Source organism: Pseudidiomarina aestuarii, assembly GCF_048263735.1.
Taxonomy (GTDB): Bacteria; Pseudomonadota; Gammaproteobacteria; order Enterobacterales; family Alteromonadaceae; genus Pseudidiomarina; species Pseudidiomarina aestuarii_B.
In genome coordinates this window covers 407409-431344 of the sequence record NZ_JBLXDX010000001.1, presented here as the reverse complement: position 1 = coordinate 431344, position 23936 = coordinate 407409, and the positions used below count along the sequence as shown (strand labels likewise).

Genomic DNA, 23936 nt, shown 5'->3' with positions numbered 1-23936 from the left:
AAAGAGTGAACAGTGAACAGTAAAATATATAGAGCCCGCTTTTGAAGCGGGCTTTTTTATGCGTCACGATCATTGAGTAACGCAATTAATTCGGCTTGTTTTTGTTGTTTGAGTTCAGCACTAACGACGGGACTATGATAAGCATGAATATCTGGAAAGACTTCTTCTATCGGCTTACCGATAGCTTTAGCAATGGCTTGCGCAACAACCTGTGAGCGTGCTTTGCGGGCAGCAACTTTCGACACTAACGACGGACTCTTCTGTAATGCTGCTGCCAGCATCGAGTAGTCAAACCCACGTTTCGCTAATTCCTTTTTGATTTCTGTGTTGTCCATTATGTATAGTGCTTGAGCTAGTTGTGAATTGTGATGTGAGTTTTATTGTGAATTCACTATAAACTCACGAATGAAGTCAAACGAAGGTAAAAACATGTCAAATGACACTAAAAATACCAAAAACGAGTCACTTGACATGAGTCGAAATAAATCACACACAGGGATGAAAAGCAAGGTGGAATTACCCGATCTCGAAGAATGTATGTATCGTCTCCGACTGCTGTCAGGCGAGCACAAAATAAGTCACGTCATGCGCTGGCTTGGCGTTTCAGCCACAACTTATGCAAATTGGAAGCGGCGGGGCAAGGTCAACTATTCCACGCTGGTGGAAGGGTTGTTGCGAAATGGTATTTCGTTGGATTGGTTTTTTGCACCGAATCAACGTTTACATTATCCGCAGCCGGGCGAACTTGGCGAAGTGCGGCCAGGTTATGACAATCGGGTTTTCGTTGACAAGACTCTCGCCGGATTAGCGCTCGCAGAACCGATTTTGAAGCTCAATGGTGTGCCCGTTACTGAGCAGACCAAGCGCGTGATGCTCGATACCTTTATGTTGGAACGCAGTAACGTACTAGATATTAAAACAGCGCTAGAGCAGGTTGGCAAAGCGCTGGCCGTTGCGATCAACGACCAGCAGCAGGAGCTATAAGTCCAGAACGAGACTGTTTATTTGCGAGGTAAAGTGATTTTTAGCTCAGGGCTTGGCTTGTAGAGGGTCAAAATTTTGCCGACCACTTGAACGCGATGTGCGCCAGTGTGCGCAACGATGGTTGCGTAGATGGCTTCCCGTTCTTCACGCTCTTCGCCAGGTACACGAACCTTGATCAATTCATGATGATCTAAAGCCAACTCAATCTCAGCCATAACGCCTTCAGTGAGACCATTTGCCCCTAACAACACCACTGGTTTGAGCGGATGCGCTAAGCTTTTTAGGTGTTGTTTTTGTTTATTACTTAAAGTTGTGGCGTTTGCCATGTCATAATGCTCTCTACAGACTTGAATTTCCGCTATTCTACCGCCATGTAGGGGGTAGACGCTAGTTGAGTAAGAAAGAATGGCAAAAAAACGCTCTGCAAGCAGCTCTCGATGGCTGCAGGAACATTTTAAAGACCACTATGTACAGAAAGCGCAAAAGCAAGGTTTGCGCTCACGGGCTGTGTTTAAATTAGAAGAGATCCAGAACAAAGATCGTATTCTTCGCCCGGGAATGAATGTTGTCGATTTAGGGGCAGCTCCCGGTGGTTGGTCACAATACGTGGTTGAGGCGACGCAAGGCCAAGGCCGTGTGATTGCCTGTGATATTTTACCGATGGACCCAATCGCTGGTGTCGATTTCCTCGAGGGTGACTTTCGAGATGAAGGCGTTCTAGACGCATTATTGACCCGAATCGGTGGCAAAAACGTAGATGTAGTATTGTCAGATATGGCTCCGAATATGAGCGGATCGGACATTGTCGATCAGCCGCGCGCGATGTATCTCGTGGAGCTGGCACTCGACATGTGTCATCAGGTGTTGAAACCGAATGGCAGTTTTGTCGTCAAAGTATTTCATGGGCAAGGTTTTGAGGATTATTTAAAGGCAGTGCGAGCTGCTTTTACTACGGTGAAAAGTCGTAAGCCCGACTCTTCCCGAGCGCGGTCGCGTGAGGTCTACTTAGTGGCGACCGGCTATAAATTGTAGTACTCTGTGGGCTGAATAACGAATGAGGTAACCGGCTTTGAGCGATATGGCAAAAAATCTAATTCTGTGGCTAGTGATAGCTGTAGTGCTGATGAGTGTTTTTAACAGTTTCAGCCCAGGCACAGCGGCCAACAATACAGTGTCTTATGACAAATTTATCGCCCAAGTGAATAATGGCAATATTCGCAAAGCGGATATCTCCATTGAGGAGCGTGAAATTGTTGCGCAGACTCGCTCCGGCGAAACATTTAAGACAGTAATTCCATGGAATGACAACCAACTGCTAAACGATTTGTTGGAAAACAATGTTGAGGTAGTCGGTAAACCAGTCGAGCAGCAAAGCATGCTGACCTCGATATTGATTTCGTGGTTCCCGATGCTGCTGTTGATTGGTGTGTGGATTTTCTTCATGCGTCAAATGCAAGGTGGTGGCGGTGGCCGCGGCGCGATGTCATTTGGTAAGAGTAAAGCTCGCTTGATGGGTGAAGACCAAATCAAAACGACCTTTGCCGACGTTGCTGGCTGTGATGAAGCGAAAGAAGAAGTGACAGAGCTGGTCGACTATCTGAAAGACCCAAGTCGTTTCCAACGCCTCGGCGGTAAAATTCCGAAAGGCGTGTTGATGGTCGGTCCTCCGGGAACTGGTAAAACCTTATTAGCGAAAGCGATTGCTGGCGAAGCCCGCGTCCCATTCTTCTCGATTTCAGGTTCTGATTTCGTTGAAATGTTTGTGGGTGTCGGTGCGTCGCGTGTGCGTGACATGTTCGAGCAAGCGAAGAAATCGGCGCCATGTATCATCTTTATTGATGAGATCGATGCGGTCGGTCGTCAGCGCGGTGCAGGTCTCGGTGGTGGACACGATGAGCGCGAGCAAACATTGAACCAGATGCTGGTTGAGATGGACGGCTTTGAAGGCAATGAAGGTATTATTGTGATTGCCGCAACCAACCGTCCAGATGTATTAGATCCAGCGTTATTACGTCCAGGCCGCTTTGACCGTCAAGTAATGGTAGGTCTGCCAGACGTGCGCGGACGTGAGCAAATTCTGAAAGTACACATGCGCAAAGTGCCGTTAGGTGACGATGTGAATGCATCCGTTATCGCGCGCGGGACGCCTGGTTTTTCTGGTGCTGACTTAGCCAACTTAGTGAACGAGGCGGCATTGTTCGCAGCGCGTGGTAACAAACGTGTGGTTTCACAAGAAGAGTTTGATAAAGCGAAAGACAAAATCATGATGGGCGCGGAACGCCGTTCGATGGTTATGACGGATGAAGAGAAAGCAATGACTGCTTATCATGAAGCCGGCCATGCCATTGTTGGACGTTTAGTGCCAGAGCATGACCCTGTCTACAAAGTTTCGATTATTCCTCGTGGCCGCGCTTTAGGTGTGACCATGTACTTGCCGGAGCAAGACCGAGTGAGTCATTCGAAGCAGCATTTAGAGAGTATGATTTCAAGTCTGTTTGGTGGTCGTTTAGCGGAACAGATTATCTACGGTGACGAGAAAGTCACAACTGGCGCATCAAACGATATCGAGCGGGCAACCATGATCGCTCGTAAGATGGTGACGCAATGGGGTCTGTCAGAAAAAATGGGGCCATTGCTTTATGCTGAAGACGAGGGCGAAGTGTTTTTGGGACGTCAAGTGACGCAACATAAACACATGTCCGACGAAACGGCTCGTGCCATTGACCAAGAGATCAAAGATTTTATCGACCGTAACTATCAGCGTGCACAGCGTATTTTGGAAGAGAATGTGGATATCCTGCATTCGATGAAAGACGCGTTGATGAAGTACGAAACCATTGATGCCGATCAAATTGACGACCTGATGAATCGACGTGATGTTCGTGAGCCACGTGATTGGCGAAAGCCTGAAAATACATCGGGTGGTAGTGGCGCTACAGCAAATTCTGATGAGCCACTAACGAACGGTAAACCGGGCGACGCTCCGGCGAGTTAAGTCATCAAAAGCCCCGTTCAGGGGCTTTTTTTTGCATCCCTTTCCTCGGGAAGACAATTTAAGGAAATTTTTGCATGGGGTCACCATTGATTCAGGTGATGGGAATTGTGAATACCACGCCCGATTCCTTCTCTGATGGCGGTAAATTCTCGACGCTCGATCGCGCTTTACGACAAGTGGAACAACTGGTTGCAGAGGGCGCCGATTATATTGATATTGGTGGTGAGTCGACGCGACCGGGTGCCGCTAGCGTGACGTTGCAAGAAGAGTTAGAGCGAGTGATTCCGTTGGTAGAAGCGGTTCGGTCACGCTTTGCCGTGAAAGTTTCCGTAGATACGTCCAAAGCCGGAGTGATGCGCGAAGCCATCAATGCGGGTGTGGCAATGATTAACGATGTACAGGCATTACGTGCTGAAGGAGCCTTGGACGCGGCGGCCGCAAGTCAAGTAGACGTGTGCTTGATGCATATGCAGGGTGAGCCCAGAACCATGCAACACGAGCCGTCTTATGACGATGTGGTTGGTGAGGTAAAATCCTTTTTAAGTGACCGCGTGCGTGCTTGTGCTACAGCCGGTATTGACTCGAGTCGTATCTTTCTTGATCCAGGCTTTGGGTTTGGTAAATCTATCAGGCATAATTACCAATTATTACAACGATTACAGGCATTTCACGAACTTGGGTTACCGCTGCTGATTGGTGTGTCGCGCAAGTCCATGTTGGGGCAGGTAACGGGTCGAGATGTGGCTGAACGCCTGTCTGCAAGTATCGCAGCGGCAACGATTGCCGCAATGAAAGGCGCACGCATTATTCGCGTGCATGATGTCAGGGAAACGGTTGATGCCATGAAAATAGTGGCGGCAACCTTGGCAGGAGATAATTAATTGAGTCAGCGTAAATATTTTGGTACCGACGGGGTACGTGGTCGCGTCGGTGAGTTTCCGATCACACCTGACTTCGCGGTCAAACTCGGTTGGGCAGCAGGAACGGTCTTATCTGCCAACGGTAACTATCGGGTCTTGATGGGTAAGGATACGCGGATTTCTGGCTATATGCTGGAGTCTGCACTAGAGGCCGGCTTGCTCTCAGCAGGCGTGAGCGTGGAATTCCTCGGACCTATGCCGACGCCGGCTGTCGCCTATTTGACCCGTAATTTTAGAGCTGCTGCAGGCATTGTCATCAGTGCTTCGCACAACCCCTATTACGATAATGGCATTAAGTTCTTTTCAGATATCGGTAGCAAGTTACCCGACCATGTTGAAGCCGAGATCGAGCGTTTGCTCGATGAGCCCATTAAATGTGTTCCTTCGGAAGACATGGGGCGCGCGAGTCGAATTGGTGATGCGCCCGGTCGTTATATCGAGTTTTGTAAGAGCGTATTCCCGAGTGATTTGTCGCTGCGCGGTATGCGTATTGTGGTGGATTGCGCGCACGGTGCGACTTACCACATTGCGCCAGATGTACTGCGTGAACTTGGCGCTGACATTTGGGAAATCGGCACGGAGCCGAATGGTGTCAACATCAACGAAAAATGTGGTGCCACACACTTGGACGCATTGCGCGAAAAAGTGCTGAAAGAAAAAGCAGATTTAGGCTTTGCGCTGGATGGTGATGGTGATCGCATTATGTTAGTCACGCCGAGTGGGCGAATTGTCGATGGCGACGATATTGTCTTTATCCTAGCACGTGCGGCGCAGCAAGATGGTTTATTGCAGGGCGGTATTGTTGGCACGCTGATGAGTAATTTTGCACTAGAGAAATTCTTCACCGACCGCCGCATTCCATTCGTTCGCGCTAAAGTGGGTGATCGGTATGTGATGGAAGAATTGGTCAAACGCGACTGGCGTATTGGTGGCGAGAACTCTGGCCATATTATTAATCGTCAATACCATAGTACCGGTGACGGTATTATCGCTGGCTTACAAGTACTGACGGCTATGCTCCGCGAAGGCAAAGCCTTAGATGAGATGCTGGCACCGTTCCACAAGTATCCACAAGCGCTGGTTAATGTTCGCTTTCAGGGCAACTCGGATCCGTTGCAGGCAGATAATGTCCAAGCGGTTGTTGCTGAAGTAGAGCGAGCCTTGGGAGACAATGGTCGAGTGCTATTGCGGAAGTCTGGTACCGAGCCGCTGATCCGAGTGATGGTGGAAGGGCAAGACGCAAAGACTGTGAAAGCCTACGCCGACGAAATTGCCAGTGAAGTTGAAGCTGCTAGTTAGTGGCGAAATGTTGAGCGAATGAATGCGTAAAGCGCATTCGCCGCTTGTAACTTGCGATGAGGTTATGTAATATCTCGCCGCTCTGTTGTAGGGAATCAAAAGAGACGCTTATGTGGGTTATCGCCAATTGGAAAATGAATGGTAATCGAGCATTATGCGAGCAGTTAGCAGAAGCGCTGCGGTCTCGTCAGGATGACCTGCGCTCTGTTCACATCGCCGTGTGTCCACCAGCCGTATTATTACCGCAGTGGCAACAAGTCGCCGGTTACGATGATATCGTCCTTGGCGCGCAAGATGTGAACGAACATGGCAGTGGTGCCCACACGGGTGAGCACAGTTTGCAGCTGTTGAATGAAACGGGTGTGAGCTTGGTACTCATCGGCCACTCAGAGCGTCGCAGCTACTATGGTGATTCTCCCCGAGTGGCAGCGAAGCTAGCGGCGGTGCTGAACCAGTCAGCACCAGCAATGACTGCGGTGCTCTGTGTTGGTGAAAGTGCAGCGGAGCGCTCTACTGAGACAACCTTCGCGGTTATCGAAGCGCAGTTAACGGAAGCACTAAGTGAACTTCCATTGGCAACAGCTGAGCAGTGGGCAAGCCGGTTAATTATTGCGTATGAACCGGTTTGGGCAATTGGCACGGGTGTGACAGCCAGCCCAGAACAGGCACAAGAAGTGCATCAATTTATTCGAAGCTGGTTGACTGCAAAATTGCAGGCAACGGGCACAAAAATCCCACTGTTATACGGTGGCAGCGTTAACGCTGAAAATGCGTCAGCACTATTTGCTGAAGCGGATATCGATGGTGGTTTGATTGGTGGTGCAAGTTTAGATCCTCAAGCATTTGTGGATATTTGTACTGCCGCGACCCGGAGTGAGTAAAACATGCAAGAATTTCTATTGATTGCGTATTTGATTATCGCCTTAGTTTTGATTGGATTCATCATGATTCAACAAGGCAAAGGTGCGGACATGGGTGCCTCGTTTGGCGCTGGTGCGTCGAATACCGTATTTGGTTCAGGCGGATCGGGTAACTTTTTAACTCGTACCACCGCTGTGTTAGCCGTAATATTTTTTGTTTTAAGCTTAATCTTAGGTAACTTAGCGTCAGGTTCAGGTGACACAGAAAGTGAATTTGAGAACCTAGAGACGCCAGTGCAAATGCAAGAAGTTCCTACGGGTACGGATGAGTCCAGCGACGTTCCTACTGGAAACTAAGTTAAGCAGTACAAGTTAAAGCCGAAGTGGTGGAATTGGTAGACACGCTATCTTGAGGGGGTAGTGCCTTCGGGTGTATGGGTTCGAGTCCCATCTTCGGCACCAAATTTGCAGCCGTACGCGGTTGCTTTCCAAGTGAAAATTCGTATAATACTTGGCACGTTTTCGGACGCGGGGTGGAGCAGTCTGGTAGCTCGTCGGGCTCATAACCCGAAGGTCGTAGGTTCAAATCCTGCCCCCGCAACCAATTAACACAGGGTCCAGTGTGTTTTAAAGCCCCGCAGCAGTTCGGGGCTTTTTACTATGTGACCTCTGCTGCAGCGTTGAATGGCGTACTTTCGTGGTGCAATTCAACGATTTGGCAGTCAATTACACTGGGCGATTACGCCCTTTTTTTGTTTTAGGAGTTGGTCTTTGGCACGAATTGAAGAGCGTTTAATGGAAATGCTAGAGCCTGCAGTGGCGGCATTGGACTTTGAACTGTGGGGCGTGGAGTTTGTTCGCGCGGGTAAGCATTCAACATTGCGAGTCTATATTGACCATGCCGACGGCGTGGGCGTCGATGATTGCGCACAGGTAAGTTATCAAGTCAGCGCTATTCTTGACGTTGAAGACCCAATTAATACCGAATATTTCCTTGAGGTGTCCTCTCCAGGCATGGAGCGACCGTTTTTTGCGGCACAGCAGTTCGCTGACTACGTGGGCGAAATCGCGGCTGTCGAATTAACCATGGCACAGCAAGGTAAACGTAAATTTAAAGGTGAAATTGCCGCAGTAGACGGTAATCAAATCACTTTCGTTGTCGACGGAGAGACGTTTACCGTTGCTCATTCGACTATCAAAAAGGCTCATTTAGTTCCTCAGTTCAACTAAGGATTTTGTAGGCGAGGCAAGGCAATGGCAAAAGAAATTTTAATGGTTGCAGAAGCGGTATCGAATGAGAAAGACGTACCGCGCGAGAAGATTTTCGAAGCGCTTGAGTCAGCACTCGCGCATGCAACGAAGAAAAAATACGATGGTGACATCGAAGTGCGCGTCAGTATTGACCGCACTACGGGCGAATTTGATACGTACCGCCGCTGGATGGTCGTCGATGACAGCGAGCAACCGCTCGAGCATCCGTACCGCGAAATCAGCTTAGCAGCAGCGCAGTATGAAGATCCGAACGTGGTAGCTGGTGATTATGTGGAAGAGCAAATTGACTCGATTGAGTTTGACCGCATTACCACGCAGACCGCTAAACAAGTAATCGTGCAGAAAGTTCGTGAAGCTGAACGTGCCAAAGTGGTCGATGAATATCGTGACCAGGTTGGTGAACTGGTCAGTGGTATTGTTAAGCGCGCAAATCGCGAGCATGTCATTCTCGACTTAGGTAACAACGCGGAAGCGATTATCTATCGGGAAGAGATGTTACCACGTGAGTCGGTTCGCGCTGGCGACCGTGTTCGTGGTCTATTGTACGATGTTCGCCCTGAAGCACGTGGTGCACAACTCTTTGTGAGCCGAACCAATCCTGATTTTTTGATTGAGTTATTCCGGATTGAAGTGCCAGAAATCGGCGAAGAAATGATTGAAATTCGCGGCGCAGCTCGGGACCCAGGTTCACGCGCGAAGATTGCCGTGAAGAGTAATGACCGTCGCATCGACCCGGTTGGCGCTTGCGTTGGTATGCGTGGCGCTCGAGTTCAAGCCGTATCGGGTGAACTCGGTGGTGAACGGGTTGATATCGTGCTGTGGGATGATAATCCGGCTCAGTTCGTCATCAATGCGATGGCTCCTGCTGAGGTTGCATCGATTGTTGTCGATGAAGAAGCGCACACAATGGATATCGCAGTCGAAGAAGGCAACTTAGCCCAGGCTATCGGTAAAGCTGGACAGAACGTGCGGTTGGCGAGCCAGCTGACGGGCTGGCAGTTAAATGTCATGTCTGTTGATGAGTTCACAGAGAAAAACGAAGCCGAAGCGCAACGTTTGCTGGATTTGTTCACGAAGAACTTAGCAATTGATGAAGATTTTGCAGCAGTGTTGATTGACGAAGGATTCTCTTCGTTAGAAGAAATTGCATACGTACCTATGGATGAATTACTTGCCATTGATGGTATGGACGAAGACATTGTTGAAGAATTACGGAGCCGTGCTAAAGGTGTATTAACGACACAAGCTTTAGCGAACGAAGAAAGTTTAGAGAGCTCAGAGCCTGATGAAACCTTATTAGGCCTTGAAGGATTAGATCGCCACTTAGCCTATGTGTTGGCAAGTCGTGGCGTGAGAACTCTTGAAGAATTAGCAGAGCAGGGTATTGATGACCTTGCTGATATTGAAGAATTAACCGAGCAACGAGCGGGTGAATTGATTATGCAAGCGCGTAACATTTGCTGGTTCGGTGATGACGAATAAGGTCAACGGGGGTCCAACAGATTATGGAAGAAGTAACGCTAGATAAACTAGCCAAAGATGTCGGTACGACAGTTGATCGTTTGGTCCAGCAGTTTGCCGAAGCGGGCATGAAAAAACAGCCAGGCGACAGCGTGACCGAGGGCGAAAAACAGGCGTTATTAACGCATTTGAACAAGGCCCATGGTGGCCAAGGTTCGGCTGAGCCGAGCAAAATGACGTTAAAGCGCAAAGAAAAAAGCACGTTGAGTATCGGTGGTGGTCCAGGTCGGAGCAAATCGGTACAAGTTGAAGTGCGGAAAAAACGCACCTATGTGAAGCGGTCGTCGATTGACGAGCAGCAACGTGCAGAACAAGAACAAGCTGAGCGCGAGCGCGCTGAAGCTGAAGCACAACGTAAAGAAGCGGAAGCGAAAGCAGCCGCGGAAGCGAAAGCTGCAGCCGATAAGAAAGCTGCGGAAGAAAAAGCGAAACAAGAAGCTGCACGCAAAGAGAAAGAAAAAGCGAAGGCGAAAGCTGAAGCTGAGAAACGTGCTGCGATGTCGCCAGAAGAGCGTCAAAAGGCTGATGAAGCGAAAGCTGAAGCCGAGCGCTTGCGCAAAGTGCAGGAAGAAGAAGCTCGCAAGAAAGCCGAAGCTGAAGCGGAACGCCAAGCGGAAGAAGCGCGTAAATTAGCAGAAGAAAACTCTGCTCGCTGGCAGGAAGAAGAAGCGAAGCGTAAAAAAGCGGAACAAGAAGACGTTCACTTTACTACGTCGACGCACGCTCAAGCTGCTGAAGACGATCAAGATGTTGATGAAGAACGCCGTAGTCGCCGTAAGAGCAAACGTCGCGCGAAAGACGATGAGCGTGATGAAGCGCCACGTCGTGAGAAGCGTCGTAAGGGCTCGAAGCGGTCAACTCTACAACAAGCCTTTACCAAGCCAGCATCACCGGTAGAACGTGAAGTGAAGCTCGGTGAAACGGTAACGGTAGGTGAACTAGCTAACCGCATGGCGATCAAAACCAGTGAAGTCATCAAAACGATGATGAAAATGGGTGAGATGGTTACCATTAACCAAGTACTAGACCAAGAAACCGCAACTTTGGTGGTTGAAGAAATGGGTCACAAAGTCGTTCTGGTTAGCGATAACGCGCTCGAGCAAGAAGTCCTTGCCGATCGTCACGGCGAAGAAGATCGCAACGCGGTTTCACGCGCACCTGTTGTCACCGTAATGGGTCACGTTGACCACGGTAAAACATCGCTGTTGGATTACATTCGTAAAGCGAAAGTCGCATCAGGTGAAGCTGGTGGTATTACCCAGCATATCGGTGCGTACCACGTAGAAACGGATCAAGGCATGATCACGTTCTTGGATACTCCTGGTCACGCTGCATTTACATCGATGCGTGCTCGTGGTGCTAGCGCTACGGATATCGTGATCTTGGTCGTTGCTGCTGATGACGGTGTGATGCCGCAGACGTTGGAAGCGATTCAACACGCGAAAGCTGCCGGTGTACCTATTGTGGTTGCGATCAATAAAATGGATAAGCATGAAGCGGATCCAGATCGCGTTAAAAACGAATTGGCACAGCGCGACGTTATCCCTGAAGAATGGGGTGGTGATGTTCAATTCGTGCCAGTTTCTGCGCATACCGGTGAAGGTATTGAGCAACTGCTCGAGAGCATTCTCCTGCAAGCAGAAGTATTAGATTTGAAAGCTGTGGCTGATGGCATGGCTCACGGTATTGTGATTGAGTCACGCCTTGATAAAGGTCGCGGTCCAGTTGCTTCAGTTTTGGTTCAGGAAGGTACGCTGCGCCAAGGTGATATCGTCTTGTGTGGTCTGGAATACGGTCGCATACGTGCGATGCGTGACGAGACTGGACAAGAAGTGAAGTCAGCAGGGCCATCAATTCCGGTCGAGATTCTCGGTTTGTCAGGTGTCCCGCAAGCGGGTGACGAAGCAACCGTAGTCCGTGATGAGCGTAAAGCACGTGAAGTCGCTAACTACCGCCAAGGTAAATATCGCGAAGTTAAATTGGCACGACAGCAGAAAGCGAAGCTGGAAAACATGTTTGCGAACATGGCTGAAGGTGAAGTGCAAGAGCTGAACATCGTACTGAAGTCAGACGTACAGGGCTCGCTTGAAGCGATTTCTGATGCATTAACCAAGTTGTCGACCGACGAAGTGAAAGTGAACATCATCGGTTCTGGTGTGGGCGGAATTACTGAAACCGACGCATCCTTGGCCAGTGCTTCGCGCGCGATTGTGGTTGGCTTCAACGTTCGTGCGGATGCCACTGCGAAACGCTTGATCGAGCAAGAAAACGTCGATTTGCGCTATTACAGTGTTATCTATGACCTGATTGATGAAGTGAAATTGGCGATGGGCGGCATGCTTGCCCCTGAGTTCAAGCAACAAATCATTGGCTTGGCCGAAGTTCGTGATGTCTTCAAATCACCGAAAATTGGTGCGATTGCAGGTTGTATGGTTACCGAAGGTATCGTTAAGCGCTCAGCGCCGATTCGTGTCCTACGTGAGAACGTAGTGATATTCGAAGGTGAGCTGGATTCATTGCGCCGCTTCAAAGATGACGTTGCAGAAGTCCGTAACGGTATGGAATGTGGTATCGGCGTGAAGAACTACAACGACGTCAAAGTGGGTGACCAAATCGAAGTATTTGAAACCATCCAAGTCGAGCGGAGTCTGTAACCTACTATGGGAAAAGACTTTAGTCGTACCGACCGCGTCGGACAGCAGTATCAGCGAGAAATCGCGATGATACTCCAACGAGAAATCAAAGACCCGCGGGTAAGCTTGGTCACGGTTTCTGCAGTTGAAGTATCGCGTGACCTCGCTTATGCCAAAGTATTTGTCACCTTCATGCAAGATGACGACAATGCGGTCAAAGCGGGCTTGAAAGTGCTGAATGAGGCCTCTGGTTTCATTCGGTCACTGCTGGGTAAACGCGTACGTGCGCGGATTACTCCAGAACTGCGGTTTGTTCATGACCCATCGTTGAACGAAGGGATTCGCATGTCGCGGCTCGTTGATGAAGCGATTCGTAATGACAAACAACGCTCAGGTTCGAAAGACGGAGACGAATAAATGGGACGAAGAAAGTCAGGCCGCGATGTGAGCGGTGTGATTTTGCTCGACAAACCATTGGCTGTAACCTCGAACGCCGCACTACAACAGGTGCGGCGTTTTTTTAATGCCAATAAAGCGGGTCATACTGGCGCTCTCGATCCACTGGCAACCGGTTTGTTGCCCTTGTGTTTTGGCGAGGCTACCAAGGTTTCTCACTTTGCTCTTGAAGCCGACAAAACCTATCAAGTAACTGCTCAACTTGGTGTTCGCACGACCACCAGTGACGCGGAAGGTGAGGTGGTATCGCAGCAACCGGTCACCGTTGATGAGGCCACCATTCGTTCGTTACTGCCTGAGTTTGAAGGTGAACAGAGTCAGTCACCGTCAATGTACTCAGCACTCAAGTACGAAGGCAGGCCGCTGTATTACTACGCACGACTGGGTATTGATGTGCCGCGTAAGACGCGAACTATTCACATTCGCTCGATTCAATTTCTCGATTTTTCGAACGACCAGCTCAAACTGGAAGTCACCTGTAGTAAGGGCACTTATATTCGAACCTTGATTGATGACCTCGGCCAACGGCTCGGGTGTGGTGCTCATGTCGCCGCTTTACATCGCACTTGGATAGAGGGTGTTGAAGGTCCTTGGGTGACTATTGACGATCTGGCTGCACTGGCTCCGAACCGCGAAGAACCCGAGCCAGATTACGCGGCTATTGAGGTCATGCTGCAACCCAATGACTGTGTGATTCAACAATTACCGACGTTGTACATAGGCGGTGCCGAAGTCGGCAAATTCTGTAGTGGCAATCCAGCGCGCTGGCCAGCCGAGACAGCGGTCGGCGAGACGGATTTTTGGCGAATTGTTCGGCAAGAAGATGGTTGTTTTCTTGGCATCGGTTGGCATCGTGACGGACACGTGATTCCGAAACGTGTTTTGAACGGAATTCCATTGATTTAAGCACTTCGTGTGATTGCGTTTAGCAAGGTTAGTCCGTATAATGCACGGCGATTGGGTTAGTGCTGAATTAGTGATCGGCACTGACAATATTCATTTATCAGGAGTAATATATGTCACTAACTGCGGCACAAAAAGCTGAAATCGTTAAAGAATTTGGTCAAGGCGAAAACGACACTGGTTCACCAGAAGTTCAAGTAGCGTTGCTGACTGCGAACATTAACGAGTTACAGAGCCACTTTAAAGAACACGCGAAAGATCACCACTCACGTCGTGGTCTGTTACGCATGGTTAGCCAACGTCGTAAATTGTTGGACTACCTGAAGCGTAAAAGCAATCAGCGCTACGCAAGCCTGATTGAGCGACTGAAAATCCGTCGTTAAGCATTGTTCAAAAAAAGGGGCCTTTGTGGCCCCTTTTTTCTTTAAGATATATGTAAAATTTGACCAGAAAGTAAGAAATCATAAGTAAGAGAAGAGTGAAGGAAACTAAAACGTGAATCCGATTACGAAGCAATTCCAATACGGTCAGCATACCGTAACATTAGAAACTGGTGCGATGGCGCGCCAAGCTACTGGTGCAGTATTAGCCAGTATGGACGATACCACTGTATTAGTGACAGTAGTCGCTAAGAAAGAGGCCAAAGAAGGCCAAGACTTTTTCCCTTTAACCGTGAATTATCAAGAGCGTACCTACGCTGCGGGTAAAATTCCAGGTGGCTTTTTCAAACGTGAAGGCCGCCCATCAGAAAACGAAACACTGACTTGTCGTCTCATCGACCGTCCAATCCGTCCACTATTCCCTGAAGGCTTCAACAACGAAGTTCAGGTTGTAGCGACGGTTATCTCGGTCAATCCACAAGTATCTCCAGACATCGTTGCCTTGATTGGTACGTCTGCAGCATTAGCTATTTCCGGCGTGCCGTTTGCAGGTCCAATCGGTGCTGCACGTGTGGGTGTTGTGGATGGTGAGTATGTCTTAAACCCGACTCGCGATGAGTTGGAAGTCTCGAAACTTGATTTAGTGGTTGCTGGTACTGCCGGTGCCGTATTGATGGTTGAATCAGAAGCTGAGATGTTGAGCGAAGACGCCATGTTAGGCGCGGTCGTTTACGGTCACGAGCAAATGCAAGGCGTGATCACCGCTATCAACGAGTTTGCTGCTGAAGCTGGCAAACCGAAGTGGGAATGGACTGCTCCAGCGAAAAACGATGCGTTGATTGCGAAAGTTCGTGAAGTGTCAGAAGCAGGTATCGGTGATGCTTATTTGATTACTGAGAAAGCAGAGCGTTACGCGAAAATTTCAGAATTGAAAGCAAGCGTCGTTGAGCAACTGACTGCCGCTGATGAAACGTTGTCAGCGAAAGAAATCGGCGACATTTTCCATGGCCTAGAAAGTGAAGTCGTACGCCGCCGCATTATTGCTGGCGAGAAGCGTATTGATGGTCGTGATGTTGATATGGTTCGTGCATTGCACATTGCGACAGGTTTGTTACCACGCGTACACGGTTCTGCAGTATTCACCCGTGGTGAAACGCAAGCGTTAGTCACGGCTACTTTAGGTACTGAGCGTGACGCACAAATTATTGATGACATTGCAGGCAGCGCCAATAGCCGCTTTATGATGCATTATAACTTCCCTCCATACTGTGTTGGCGAAACCGGTATGGTCGGTTCACCAAAACGTCGTGAAATTGGCCATGGCCGATTAGCGAAGCGCGGTGTGCAAGCGGTTATGCCATCACAAGAAGAATTCCCGTACACCATTCGCGTGGTATCTGAGATCACTGAATCAAACGGCTCTAGCTCTATGGCTTCTGTTTGTGGTGCCTCGTTAGCGTTGATGGATGCTGGTGTTCCGATTAAAGCATCGGTTGCTGGTATTGCCATGGGCTTGGTGAAAGAAGGCGATGAATACGTCGTACTATCGGACATCTTGGGTGACGAAGATCACTTAGGTGACATGGACTTTAAAGTAGCGGGTAGCGTTGATGGTGTCACTGCATTGCAGATGGACATCAAAATTGACGGTATTACTCGTGAAATCATGGAAAAAGCGTTGGAGCAAGCTAAAGCCGCTCGCTTACACATTTTGAAAGTGATGGACGAAGCGATTTCTGGTGCACGCACTGAGTTATCGAACTATGCGCCACGTTATCACACCATGAAAATTAACCCAGACAAGATTCGTGACGTAATTGGTAAAGGTGGCGCGGTCATTCGTGAACTGACTGAATCAACCAACACTAATATCGAAATCAACGATGACGGTACTGTTCGTATCGCTGCAACAGACCAAGCTTCTGCTGACGCTGCCATTGCGCGTATCGAAGAAATTACCGCTGATGTCGAAGTTGGTCGTATCTACCAAGGTAAAGTTGCTCGCATCGTCGATTTCGGCGCATTTGTGACTATTTTACCGGGTAAAGATGGCTTGGTTCATATTTCACAAATCGCTGAAGAGCGTGTGAATGATGTGAATGAGTATCTGAAAGTTGGAGATACAGTGCCGGTTAAGGTATTAGAAATTGACCGTCAAGGTCGTGTCCGTTTGAGCATGAAAGAAGTTGCTGATAAGCCAGCAGCGGAACCAGCTCCAGCTGCGGAAGCGCCAACCGAGCAAGCTGACGACGAATAATTGTCTTTGCTTACAAAAAGTTTGAAAAGGAGCCGCTGGCTCCTTTTCTTTTTTTGGGCCGCTTGCGTTATGATGGCGAGACGACAATGAAAAGGAAACACGCATGCGAAGTCAGTGGGGCTGGTTGCTCGGTGTTCTAGCATTACTGCAAGGGTGTGCTTTGGCACCAACCAGCGAACAGTCGAAAATTCTTGCAAACTTGATGGTGGTCACGCCGCAGCAAGCCGATATTCGGTATCAACTTGAAATTGCCAAGCTCAATGAAGTGTTGGCACATGATCTCGAGCTCGATGCGGAAAATAAAGCGCAATTACTCTATCGTCGTGGCTCATTACACGATGCGCTGGGCTTGTTAGCCCTAGCACGAATTGATTTCAACCATGCCCTCGATTATGACCCGCGCTTAGCCGATGCCTATAATTATTTGGGTATTCACTACTCGCAAATTGAAGAGTTTGAATTTGCGTATGAAGCTCTAGAAGCGGCGTTAGAACTCGACCCAGAACATCCATACGCGCACCTTAATCGAGGTGTCACAGCTTATTATGATGGGCGGTTTGACCTAGCGGTCGATGATTTTAAGTTGTTTTATGATCGCGCACCCGAAGATCCTTATCGAGCCATTTGGCTGTATCTCGCCGAGCTCGAAGTGGATATCGAGGCTGCGCGTACTCATCTCGCACAGAATCGTGTGCGTCATGGAACCACAGAATGGGGCTGGGTGCTCACTGATTTAATGCTCGGCGTGGTCAAAGAACAAGATTTCATCGATCGGTATGCGACTCGCAATCTGGGTGCTGACGAGACGATGGCCGAGCGAATGTGCGAAACCTATTTCTATCTCGGCAAGTTGAAACAACAGCAGGGCGAGCATGCTACTGCGATGGTCTATTTTCGTTTAGCGATGAGCACCAATGTATTCATGTTCCTTGAGCACCGATTTGCTGAAGTTGAAATCTTACGATCACAACGAGCAATTGAATTAAAAAGTCAGCGTTCGTCTGCTTCAACCTCTGCGTAGGTGCCTATTCTGATGTCCTGCTTGCAGCGTTTTATTACTGCGCTTTGTTTTATGTGGGTTGCCCCAGCACTTGCTGCGTCCACACAGCCGCCATGGCAATTGCCGTTTGACCGAACGGAGTGGCACCAACAATGGTTGCCTGCACAGCTCCTCGATCCATTAGCATCGTATGTGGAATCTTCCTGTTCGAATCCAATTCAGATATGGATTCCGCCCCATGAGGCGGATGACCATTTCTATGCTGAGCTGTTACAGGATTGGCAAAACCATCCCTTGTCCGAGTTTACGCCGTGTCTCCAAGTGAAACGCTATCCAACACTAGAATTAGACTGTGATATTGAAGGGGCTCGTCAGCGCCAACGCTGTACTTTACCGTTGTTACCTAGTGAAGCAGCCTCACAACACATTGTGTTTCGTGGAAGCTTTATTGCCAGCGTGGATCCGCGAGTACTGATGCTGCCAGAGCGAGCTGATGTCATGCTGATGGCCCATGAAATTGGCCATTGGCTAGGATTAGTGGATGAATATGCAATGAGTCCAAGTCTTGCGCAAAACTTTTGTGCAGGACGTTACAGTGGCAATAGTTTAAATGTGGTCGTGACCGAGAGAGAAGTGTTGTCGGCGCTTGAATTACAAACGCTTTGGGCTGAGCTGCCATGGCGCGATGCCGTTTCGAGTTGGCAACAACTTGGCGTACCGCAGAGTGACGGGCGTTGGCGGTTAGGTACTCGTAATAGTCAGCAAGTGGGCTTACACAGTATCAATACCTGTGCGCATGCTGAGGGCTATGCTTGGCGCCCAGTCGGTTTCTTTACTGCAATGCAGTACCACGATACCAATCGCTGGCCTGAATTGTATTTGGAGCTGATTCGCAGAGCGCAACAATAAGCTGCGCTCTACTGAATACAGTTTTACGGGAGGGTTGCAACGGCGGTTGCGGTTTGAGCAATCATGATGACCGGACAGAGCAGCGCAAATAACCAAATGAGGCTGCGTAGCTTGTCAAAGTTCGCCAAATAGAGCACATGATAGACCACGCGAAGGCCAATAAAACCCATGGCCAAGGTAATATTCGTGGTGGTGACTTGCTCAGTCGCGATAACTAGCAGAATAGCTGCTGCATACAGAGGGAAGGCTTCATAGGCATTGTAATGCCCAGCTACCGCGCGTGCTCCAGCACCGGTCAAACGAGCTTGTTGAGCCCGCGGGTGACGATTATCGTACCCTTTATCTCGGTTTTGAAAGTAAACGACTGGGGCTTTCGCAGCAATCGGCAATAAACCAGCTATTAATAAACACCAAATCAAGGTACTCATTTAACCTCCTTGCCTGCCGCTTGTAGGTCGGCATGATAAGACGAACGGACCAATGGACCGCTCGCGATATGAGTGAAGCCCATTGCTTCACCCTCTTCACGAAACATCTCAAACTCCGCTGGCGTCACATAACGTGTCACCGGCAAATGGTGACGACTTGGCTGTAAGTATTGGCCAATCGTCAACATATCAACATCATGCGCTCTTAAGTCGCGCATGACATCAAGAATTTCTTCATTGGTTTCACCGAGTCCAACCATTAACCCTGACTTGGTGCGAATGTCTGGTCGAGCCGCTTTGTAGCGCTGCAATAAATCCAGTGACCATTGGTAGTTCGCACCTGGACGCGCTGCCTTGTACATGCGCGGTACCGTTTCTAAGTTGTGATTAAACACATCAGGCGCTTCGCCGGTGAGGATGTCGAGAGCGATATCCATGCGACCACGAAAATCCGGAACTAACACCTCAACTTGGATGCTTGGTGTGTGTGCTCTGATTTCACGAATACAATCAGCGAAGTGCTGGGCACCGCCGTCGCGGAGATCATCACGATCCACCGAAGTCACGACCACATATTTCACTTTCATATCGCGAATGGTCTGACCGAGCTTCACTGCTTCATCTGGATCAGGGGCGAGTGGGCGACCATGTGCGACATCGCAAAATGGACACCGACGCGTACAAATAGCGCCCAAAATCATGAAGGTCGCCGTGCCATGATTGAAACATTCTGGCAAGTTCGGGCACGAGGCCTCCTCACACACAGAGTGCAATCCATGCTTGCGCATGGCCTGCTTAATTTCATCAATGCGTTGCGTTGATGCCGGCAGCTTCACTTTCAACCACTCGGGCTTGCGAAGCATTTGATCGCGCTCAGTTGGAACTACTTTGACCGGAATCAATGCCATTTTATCGGCATCGCGTAGTTTAACTCCGGGTTCAACTCTCACTGGCTTTGACATAAGCGTTGCTAAATCCTGTACAATTTTGAATGGCAGTATAACCGATCCGTTGCGCGAACAATTGCGTTACTTTTTCCGCAGCTTCGGCAACGGTTTGTGGTCCATTAAGTTCACGGCATTGGACCATTTGCATGCCTGCATAACCACAGGGGTTGATGCGTAAAAAAGGTGATAAATCCATGTCCACATTCAGCGCGAGACCGTGAAAAGAACAACCTTTTCTAATACGCAATCCGAGCGAACAAAGTTTTTCATTATTAACATAAACGCCTGGGGCATCAGGACGAGCAGCGGCATTGACGCCATAACTCGCCATCATATCGACGATGGTTTCCTCGATGTGTGAAACTAATTGCCGAACACCGATCTTTAGACGGCGAATATCGAGGAGAAAATACACAACTAGCTGACCAGGACCATGATAGGTCACTTGACCACCCCGATCGACCTTCACGACTGGGATATCACCAGGAGCAAGCAGGTGTTCAGCTTTGCCGGCTTGACCTTGGGTAAATACCGGTTCGTGCTCAAGTACCCAGAGTTCGTCGGTACTCGCATCAGTTCGCTCATCGGTATACCGCTGCATGGCCGCCCAAACTGGTTCGTAGGGCTGCCTGCCAAGATGGCGAATAGTTAATGAAGTGGCGACTGAAGGCTCAGAGGACATAGCGAACTTCGTCAATATCGCTGAGTGCACGATAGACGGTTTCAATGTGAGTCTGACTTTCGACGCGGATCCGAATCGAAACAGAATGATAATTGCCCTTGCTACTAGGCTTCACGCTCGGGGCATAGTCGTCATGCGGTGCATGCGCTTTCGCTACCGCAACAACCTTGTCAGGTAATTCCGGGGTCGCTACGCCCATCACTTTAAAAGTAAAGTGGCAGGGGAACTCGACCAGTTCATCAAATCGGGTTTTTTCCATTACTGCATCCCCATGTGGTGACGTTTACTGTTGTGGAACGCCTCAGCCAACTGCTGAGTGATAGGTCCACAACCACCAGAGCCCATAATTATATCATCAATTCTAACGAACGGCTGCCATGCACGGGAATGACCTCATAAACGCCATCCGCAAACAAAAAGCCTCGGTCAAAGACCGAGACTTGTGCTTGTGCGGCGGGTAACCACTGACCATTTAAATAAACAGTCCCTGCCATGCATTATTCTTCGCTAAACTTGCGCGTTGCCCAATCCATGAGTTGTTTGAACATACCACCTTCTTCGACAGCGCTCAGCGTCACCAGTGGAAAGCTGGCGAGGTCTTTGCCATCTAATTGCAAGTACACTGTACCCACTTGCATGCCTGCAGCCATAGGTGCTTCCAATTCTTGGCTAAGCTCGAAATTTGCTTTTAGATTATCGCGTTGACCGCGTGGAATTGTAACGACGATTTCATCGGCGACACCAAGAGCAATGGTATCGCTCTCACCACCCCAAATACGATGGTCGACAAAACTCTCACCAGCTTGGTAAGCCGTTACCGTCTCGAAATAACGAAAGCCGTAGTTCAATAGCTTTTTGCTTTCAACTTTACGCGCTTGCTCGCTACTGGTGCCCATGACTACAGCAACCAACCGCATATCACCCTCAGTAGCCGAAGTGACTAAGCTGTAGCCTGCTTCTTCGGTGTGACCGGTTTTGATGCCATCGACATTCATGCTGCGATCCCACAACAATGAATTGCGGTTGTATTGCTTGATATTGTTGTAGGTAAACGACTGCTCGGCATACAAAGCATATTCTTCTGGCACATCACGGATCAGAGCCATACCTAAATTCGCCATGTCACGGGCGGTGGTATATTGATCAGGGTCAGGCAGACCGTGGCTATTGGTAAAGTTGGAGCCAGAGAGACCGAGTTCGACAGCATAGGTATTCATGAGGTCGGCAAAGGCATCCTCAGAACCGGCAATATGCTCTGCCATCGCCACACAGGCATCATTACCAGAGGAAATCACGATTCCGCGGTTGAGGTCGGCTACGCTGACCTGTTTGCCTACTTCAATAAACATCTTTGAAGAATCAGGATAATTTTTAGCCCACGCATTTTCGCTGACGGTCACTAGATCATCATTCGAAATTCGACCAGCCTGCATTTCACGACCAATAATATAACTGGTCATCATTTTAGTGAGGCTTGCCGGTGCCAGTTGCTCGTCCGCATTGCCTTCAACCAATACAGTACCTGTGTCGTAATCCAAGAGGATATAACCGCGGGCATTAATGGTGGGGGCAGGTGGGACTATTGCAGCGTGCGCCGCAGAGGCAAATATAGCGGCCAAAGTGAATGTGGTGACGAATTGCTTTAGCAGACGATGCATGGGCTCCAATCTCTTTATTGTCGTAATGTTTAAAACGGCTGCGATCCTACCACGTTTCAAGCGTTAAGGCAGAGCCTTACTCGGCAGAAACGCGAAAAACGTCGGCATAACCATCGGCTTTCAGTTGCTGCAGAAGGCGGTCAGTCTGCGCTTCTGCAAAAGGTCCAAGAACTACTCGATGTAGACCGTTGTTTGGTTGGGTAGTTGCAGGAACCTGATAAATTTCGGTCAGTTGCTGCGCAGCTGCGGTTAATCGCGATAAATCACGTCCCGAATGCACCTGAATATAGAACTGTTGTGTCGAGGCCGCAGCAATCGGAGTGGTCGTCGTGAGCTCTTGATTATCGACCGCAGGATGCAAAGCTTCAATCTGAACCGGTGCCGTACCATTCGCTAAGAAACCAAGTTTATAGGCCGCCACATAGGACAAATCTATGATGCGGTCACCATGGAATGGACCCCGATCATTGACTCGGACGACAACACTCTTGTTGTTGTTGAGGTTCGTCACCCGCACATACGTCGGCAGCGGCAGCGTCTTATGCGCTGCGCTCATAGCGTACATGTCATAAATTTCACCATTTGAGGTGAGATGTCCGTGAAACTTTTCGCCATACCACGACGCTGTGCCTGTTTCGGTATATCCTCGCGCATCTCCCATCACTTCCCAGGTGCGACCAAAAAGTTCATAGGTGCGATTGCCTTGTCTGCTGGGCGGCAGAGTCTTCGGTGTCGGCTCCAGCAATTCGGCAGCCGTGGGCAGACGCGTTGGAATACTGTCATGTTGCTGACTATAGCGACCTGCAGGCTTACTTGAACAAGCCAACAAAGTACACACCAAGCCGACCACAATGAGTTGGCGGCTTTTATTCAAGGAAAGATTCTTGGTCATGATAATTACGGGCTAACTGCTCACTGAATTGGTGCACAACCATGGCATAAAGCGGGCTATGATTGTAACGCGTGATCACGTAAAAATTTTGCAAACCTAGCCAATAGTCAACGCTGTCGGGCTGGTCAAAGGCAAATACTTTTGCCAGTTGCGTAGCGTCGAGCGCTGCACCTTGCGGCAGCTGAAGTCCTTGTTCTTGCAACGCCGCAATCGTTTGTTCCGGTTTCATTCCTGTTGTCACTAAGTCAGCATGCGCGCTGGAATCCGGCAACTCGACCGCGACGGTTTGCCCGGCTTGCCAACCATGACGAGCAAAGTAGTTGGCGACACTACCAATCGCATCAACAGGGTTGGACAATAAATCGCGAACGCCATCGCCATCAAAATCAATCGCGTAATAGCGATAGGACGAAGAAATAAACTGACCATACCCCATAGCTCCGGCATAAGAGCCTTTGAGTTCATCGAGATCGAGTTTCTCTTCACGGGTGAGCAATAGGTATTCTTGTAACTCAGAGCGGAAGAACTTAGCCCGCGGCGGGTAGTGGAAGCCTAGCGTGTACAGCGCATCCAGCACGGGATACTTGCCTTTGTATTCACCGTAGAACGTTTCAACGCCGATAATCGCTACGATGACGGCTGCTGGCACACCAAATTCAGCCTCAGCACGCGCTAACGTATCCGCATGCTGCTGCCAAAACTTTAATCCCGCAGCTAAACGCTTTTCGGTCAGGAAAATAGGGTAATATTGGTGCCAAGGCTTCGCTTCCCAAGGGCGTTGAATCGCATCCAAAACCTCTTGATTGAGCTCCGCACGGTCAAGCACAGCAGTGACCTCAGCACGATCGAACTGGTGCTGATTCACCATCTCATCAATAAACGCATCACGGTCTGCAGTGACCGGTGTAGATATGGCTAAAGCCATCAAATAAGCAAACAT

The 23936-nt window shown here is 49.3% G+C and carries 26 protein-coding genes and 2 tRNA genes; 18 read left to right on the top strand and 10 right to left on the bottom strand.

Going from position 1 to position 23936, the window contains the following annotated elements; all coding sequences use genetic code 11:
• Positions 1-56: 56 nt before the first annotated feature.
• Positions 57-335 carry a helix-turn-helix domain-containing protein gene (locus tag ACN0S4_RS02055; RefSeq protein ID WP_417656065.1) on the bottom strand — a complete coding sequence of 93 codons (279 nt, stop codon included), beginning with the start codon at positions 333-335 and terminating at the stop codon, positions 57-59.
• A gap of 136 nt (positions 336-471) precedes the next feature.
• On the opposite strand from ACN0S4_RS02055, the gene ACN0S4_RS02050 reads away from it, so the two are divergent.
• Positions 472-984 (top strand): hypothetical protein, encoded by a 513-nt coding sequence (locus tag ACN0S4_RS02050; protein WP_417656064.1) that lies wholly within the window; start codon positions 472-474, stop codon positions 982-984.
• A gap of 17 nt (positions 985-1001) precedes the next feature.
• Here ACN0S4_RS02050 and yhbY read toward each other — a convergent pair whose 3' ends face one another.
• Positions 1002-1310 carry a ribosome assembly RNA-binding protein YhbY gene (gene yhbY / locus ACN0S4_RS02045; protein WP_417656063.1) on the bottom strand — a complete coding sequence of 103 codons (309 nt, stop codon included), beginning with the start codon at positions 1308-1310 and terminating at the stop codon, positions 1002-1004.
• Between the two features lie 79 nt (positions 1311-1389).
• On the opposite strand from yhbY, the gene rlmE reads away from it, so the two are divergent.
• The 17 genes from rlmE (at position 1390) to ACN0S4_RS01960 (ending at position 18389) form a co-directional block, all read left to right on the top strand.
• The gene (gene rlmE / locus ACN0S4_RS02040) at positions 1390-2016 is read left to right on the top strand and encodes a 23S rRNA (uridine(2552)-2'-O)-methyltransferase RlmE (protein WP_169930152.1); all 627 of its coding nucleotides are present in this window, start codon (positions 1390-1392) and stop codon (positions 2014-2016) included.
• 37 nt (positions 2017-2053) lie between these two features.
• Entirely contained in the window at positions 2054-3979 is a 1926-nt protein-coding gene (gene ftsH, locus ACN0S4_RS02035) for an ATP-dependent zinc metalloprotease FtsH (RefSeq protein WP_417656062.1), read from the top strand.
• Between the two features lie 74 nt (positions 3980-4053).
• Positions 4054-4860: a dihydropteroate synthase gene (gene folP / locus ACN0S4_RS02030; RefSeq protein ID WP_417656061.1), complete on the top strand. Its 807-nt coding sequence runs from the start codon at positions 4054-4056 to the stop codon at positions 4858-4860.
• A complete protein-coding gene (glmM, locus tag ACN0S4_RS02025) occupies positions 4861-6198 on the top strand; it encodes a phosphoglucosamine mutase (protein WP_417656060.1) in 1338 nt (445 codons plus the stop codon).
• 110 nt (positions 6199-6308) lie between these two features.
• On the top strand, positions 6309-7079 hold the full coding sequence (tpiA, locus tag ACN0S4_RS02020) for a triose-phosphate isomerase (RefSeq protein WP_417656059.1): 771 nt from the start codon (positions 6309-6311) through the stop codon (positions 7077-7079).
• A 3-nt stretch (positions 7080-7082) separates the two neighbouring features.
• On the top strand, positions 7083-7415 hold the full coding sequence (gene secG, locus ACN0S4_RS02015) for a preprotein translocase subunit SecG (protein WP_417656058.1): 333 nt from the start codon (positions 7083-7085) through the stop codon (positions 7413-7415).
• A 20-nt stretch (positions 7416-7435) separates the two neighbouring features.
• Positions 7436-7520 (top strand) — tRNA-Leu (locus ACN0S4_RS02010).
• 65 nt (positions 7521-7585) lie between these two features.
• Positions 7586-7662: transfer RNA gene (locus ACN0S4_RS02005), tRNA-Met, on the top strand.
• 167 nt (positions 7663-7829) lie between these two features.
• Positions 7830-8288 carry a ribosome maturation factor RimP gene (gene rimP / locus ACN0S4_RS02000; RefSeq protein ID WP_417656057.1) on the top strand — a complete coding sequence of 153 codons (459 nt, stop codon included), beginning with the start codon at positions 7830-7832 and terminating at the stop codon, positions 8286-8288.
• Positions 8289-8312: 24 nt separating this feature from the next.
• Positions 8313-9812, top strand: a complete 1500-nt coding sequence (gene nusA / locus ACN0S4_RS01995) for a transcription termination factor NusA (protein ID WP_417656056.1) — start codon at positions 8313-8315, stop codon at positions 9810-9812.
• Between the two features lie 23 nt (positions 9813-9835).
• Entirely contained in the window at positions 9836-12505 is a 2670-nt protein-coding gene (gene infB / locus ACN0S4_RS01990) for a translation initiation factor IF-2 (protein WP_417656055.1), read from the top strand.
• A 6-nt stretch (positions 12506-12511) separates the two neighbouring features.
• On the top strand, positions 12512-12901 hold the full coding sequence (rbfA, locus tag ACN0S4_RS01985) for a 30S ribosome-binding factor RbfA (RefSeq protein ID WP_417656054.1): 390 nt from the start codon (positions 12512-12514) through the stop codon (positions 12899-12901).
• A complete protein-coding gene (gene truB / locus ACN0S4_RS01980) occupies positions 12902-13846 on the top strand; it encodes a tRNA pseudouridine(55) synthase TruB (protein ID WP_417656053.1) in 945 nt (314 codons plus the stop codon).
• 110 nt (positions 13847-13956) lie between these two features.
• Positions 13957-14226, top strand: coding sequence for a 30S ribosomal protein S15 (gene rpsO / locus ACN0S4_RS01975; protein ID WP_169930141.1), 270 nt, complete (start codon positions 13957-13959; stop codon positions 14224-14226).
• A 112-nt stretch (positions 14227-14338) separates the two neighbouring features.
• Positions 14339-16480 carry a polyribonucleotide nucleotidyltransferase gene (gene pnp / locus ACN0S4_RS01970; RefSeq protein WP_417656052.1) on the top strand — a complete coding sequence of 714 codons (2142 nt, stop codon included), beginning with the start codon at positions 14339-14341 and terminating at the stop codon, positions 16478-16480.
• Positions 16481-16583: 103 nt separating this feature from the next.
• Positions 16584-17501, top strand: coding sequence for a lipoprotein NlpI (gene nlpI, locus ACN0S4_RS01965; RefSeq protein ID WP_417656051.1), 918 nt, complete (start codon positions 16584-16586; stop codon positions 17499-17501).
• Between the two features lie 12 nt (positions 17502-17513).
• Complete coding sequence (locus ACN0S4_RS01960; RefSeq protein WP_417656050.1) at positions 17514-18389, top strand: hypothetical protein; 876 nt, start codon at positions 17514-17516, stop codon at positions 18387-18389.
• Positions 18390-18412: 23 nt separating this feature from the next.
• On the opposite strand, the gene ACN0S4_RS01955 is transcribed toward ACN0S4_RS01960, so the two are convergent.
• The 8 genes from ACN0S4_RS01955 to mltB all read right to left on the bottom strand — a co-directional run bounded on the left by ACN0S4_RS01955 (position 18413) and on the right by mltB (position 23936).
• Positions 18413-18817: an MAPEG family protein gene (locus ACN0S4_RS01955; RefSeq protein WP_417656049.1), complete on the bottom strand. Its 405-nt coding sequence runs from the start codon at positions 18815-18817 to the stop codon at positions 18413-18415.
• Positions 18814-19779: a lipoyl synthase gene (gene lipA, locus ACN0S4_RS01950; protein ID WP_417656048.1), complete on the bottom strand. Its 966-nt coding sequence runs from the start codon at positions 19777-19779 to the stop codon at positions 18814-18816. Before lipA ends, ACN0S4_RS01955 begins: the two co-directional genes overlap by 4 nt.
• Complete coding sequence (gene lipB / locus ACN0S4_RS01945; RefSeq protein ID WP_417656047.1) at positions 19757-20446, bottom strand: lipoyl(octanoyl) transferase LipB; 690 nt, start codon at positions 20444-20446, stop codon at positions 19757-19759. Before lipB ends, lipA begins: the two co-directional genes overlap by 23 nt.
• Positions 20436-20705 (bottom strand): DUF493 family protein YbeD, encoded by a 270-nt coding sequence (gene ybeD / locus ACN0S4_RS01940; RefSeq protein WP_417656046.1) that lies wholly within the window; start codon positions 20703-20705, stop codon positions 20436-20438. The genes lipB and ybeD overlap by 11 nt, the downstream gene beginning before the upstream one ends.
• Before the next feature lie 88 nt (positions 20706-20793).
• A complete protein-coding gene (locus ACN0S4_RS01935) occupies positions 20794-20940 on the bottom strand; it encodes a hypothetical protein (RefSeq protein ID WP_417656045.1) in 147 nt (48 codons plus the stop codon).
• 3 nt (positions 20941-20943) lie between these two features.
• Entirely contained in the window at positions 20944-22104 is a 1161-nt protein-coding gene (locus ACN0S4_RS01930; protein ID WP_417656044.1) for a serine hydrolase, read from the bottom strand.
• Between the two features lie 76 nt (positions 22105-22180).
• A complete protein-coding gene (locus tag ACN0S4_RS01925) occupies positions 22181-22978 on the bottom strand; it encodes a septal ring lytic transglycosylase RlpA family protein (RefSeq protein WP_417656043.1) in 798 nt (265 codons plus the stop codon).
• A complete protein-coding gene (gene mltB / locus ACN0S4_RS01920) occupies positions 22971-23936 on the bottom strand; it encodes a lytic murein transglycosylase B (protein ID WP_417656042.1) in 966 nt (321 codons plus the stop codon). The genes ACN0S4_RS01925 and mltB overlap by 8 nt, the downstream gene beginning before the upstream one ends.

What these genes read in the sequence shown, in the direction of transcription:
- ACN0S4_RS02055 (WP_417656065.1), bottom strand. Translation starts at nt 335, where the DNA reads ATGGACAACACAGAAATCAAAAAGGAATTAGCGAAACGTGGGTTTGAC.
- ACN0S4_RS02050 (WP_417656064.1), top strand. Translation starts at nt 472, where the DNA reads ATGAGTCGAAATAAATCACACACAGGGATGAAAAGCAAGGTGGAATTA.
- yhbY (WP_417656063.1), bottom strand. Translation starts at nt 1,310, where the DNA reads ATGGCAAACGCCACAACTTTAAGTAATAAACAAAAACAACACCTAAAA.
- rlmE (WP_169930152.1), top strand. Translation starts at nt 1,390, where the DNA reads ATGGCAAAAAAACGCTCTGCAAGCAGCTCTCGATGGCTGCAGGAACAT.
- folP (WP_417656061.1), top strand. Translation starts at nt 4,054, where the DNA reads ATGGGGTCACCATTGATTCAGGTGATGGGAATTGTGAATACCACGCCC.
- tpiA (WP_417656059.1), top strand. Translation starts at nt 6,309, where the DNA reads ATGTGGGTTATCGCCAATTGGAAAATGAATGGTAATCGAGCATTATGC.
- secG (WP_417656058.1), top strand. Translation starts at nt 7,083, where the DNA reads ATGCAAGAATTTCTATTGATTGCGTATTTGATTATCGCCTTAGTTTTG.
- nusA (WP_417656056.1), top strand. Translation starts at nt 8,313, where the DNA reads ATGGCAAAAGAAATTTTAATGGTTGCAGAAGCGGTATCGAATGAGAAA.
- infB (WP_417656055.1), top strand. Translation starts at nt 9,836, where the DNA reads ATGGAAGAAGTAACGCTAGATAAACTAGCCAAAGATGTCGGTACGACA.
- rbfA (WP_417656054.1), top strand. Translation starts at nt 12,512, where the DNA reads ATGGGAAAAGACTTTAGTCGTACCGACCGCGTCGGACAGCAGTATCAG.
- truB (WP_417656053.1), top strand. Translation starts at nt 12,902, where the DNA reads ATGGGACGAAGAAAGTCAGGCCGCGATGTGAGCGGTGTGATTTTGCTC.
- rpsO (WP_169930141.1), top strand. Translation starts at nt 13,957, where the DNA reads ATGTCACTAACTGCGGCACAAAAAGCTGAAATCGTTAAAGAATTTGGT.
- nlpI (WP_417656051.1), top strand. Translation starts at nt 16,584, where the DNA reads ATGCGAAGTCAGTGGGGCTGGTTGCTCGGTGTTCTAGCATTACTGCAA.
- ACN0S4_RS01960 (WP_417656050.1), top strand. Translation starts at nt 17,514, where the DNA reads ATGTCCTGCTTGCAGCGTTTTATTACTGCGCTTTGTTTTATGTGGGTT.
- ACN0S4_RS01955 (WP_417656049.1), bottom strand. Translation starts at nt 18,817, where the DNA reads ATGAGTACCTTGATTTGGTGTTTATTAATAGCTGGTTTATTGCCGATT.
- lipA (WP_417656048.1), bottom strand. Translation starts at nt 19,779, where the DNA reads ATGTCAAAGCCAGTGAGAGTTGAACCCGGAGTTAAACTACGCGATGCC.
- lipB (WP_417656047.1), bottom strand. Translation starts at nt 20,446, where the DNA reads ATGTCCTCTGAGCCTTCAGTCGCCACTTCATTAACTATTCGCCATCTT.
- ybeD (WP_417656046.1), bottom strand. Translation starts at nt 20,705, where the DNA reads ATGGAAAAAACCCGATTTGATGAACTGGTCGAGTTCCCCTGCCACTTT.
- ACN0S4_RS01935 (WP_417656045.1), bottom strand. Translation starts at nt 20,940, where the DNA reads ATGGCAGGGACTGTTTATTTAAATGGTCAGTGGTTACCCGCCGCACAA.
- ACN0S4_RS01930 (WP_417656044.1), bottom strand. Translation starts at nt 22,104, where the DNA reads ATGCATCGTCTGCTAAAGCAATTCGTCACCACATTCACTTTGGCCGCT.
- mltB (WP_417656042.1), bottom strand. Translation starts at nt 23,936, where the DNA reads ATGTTTGCTTATTTGATGGCTTTAGCCATATCTACACCGGTCACTGCA.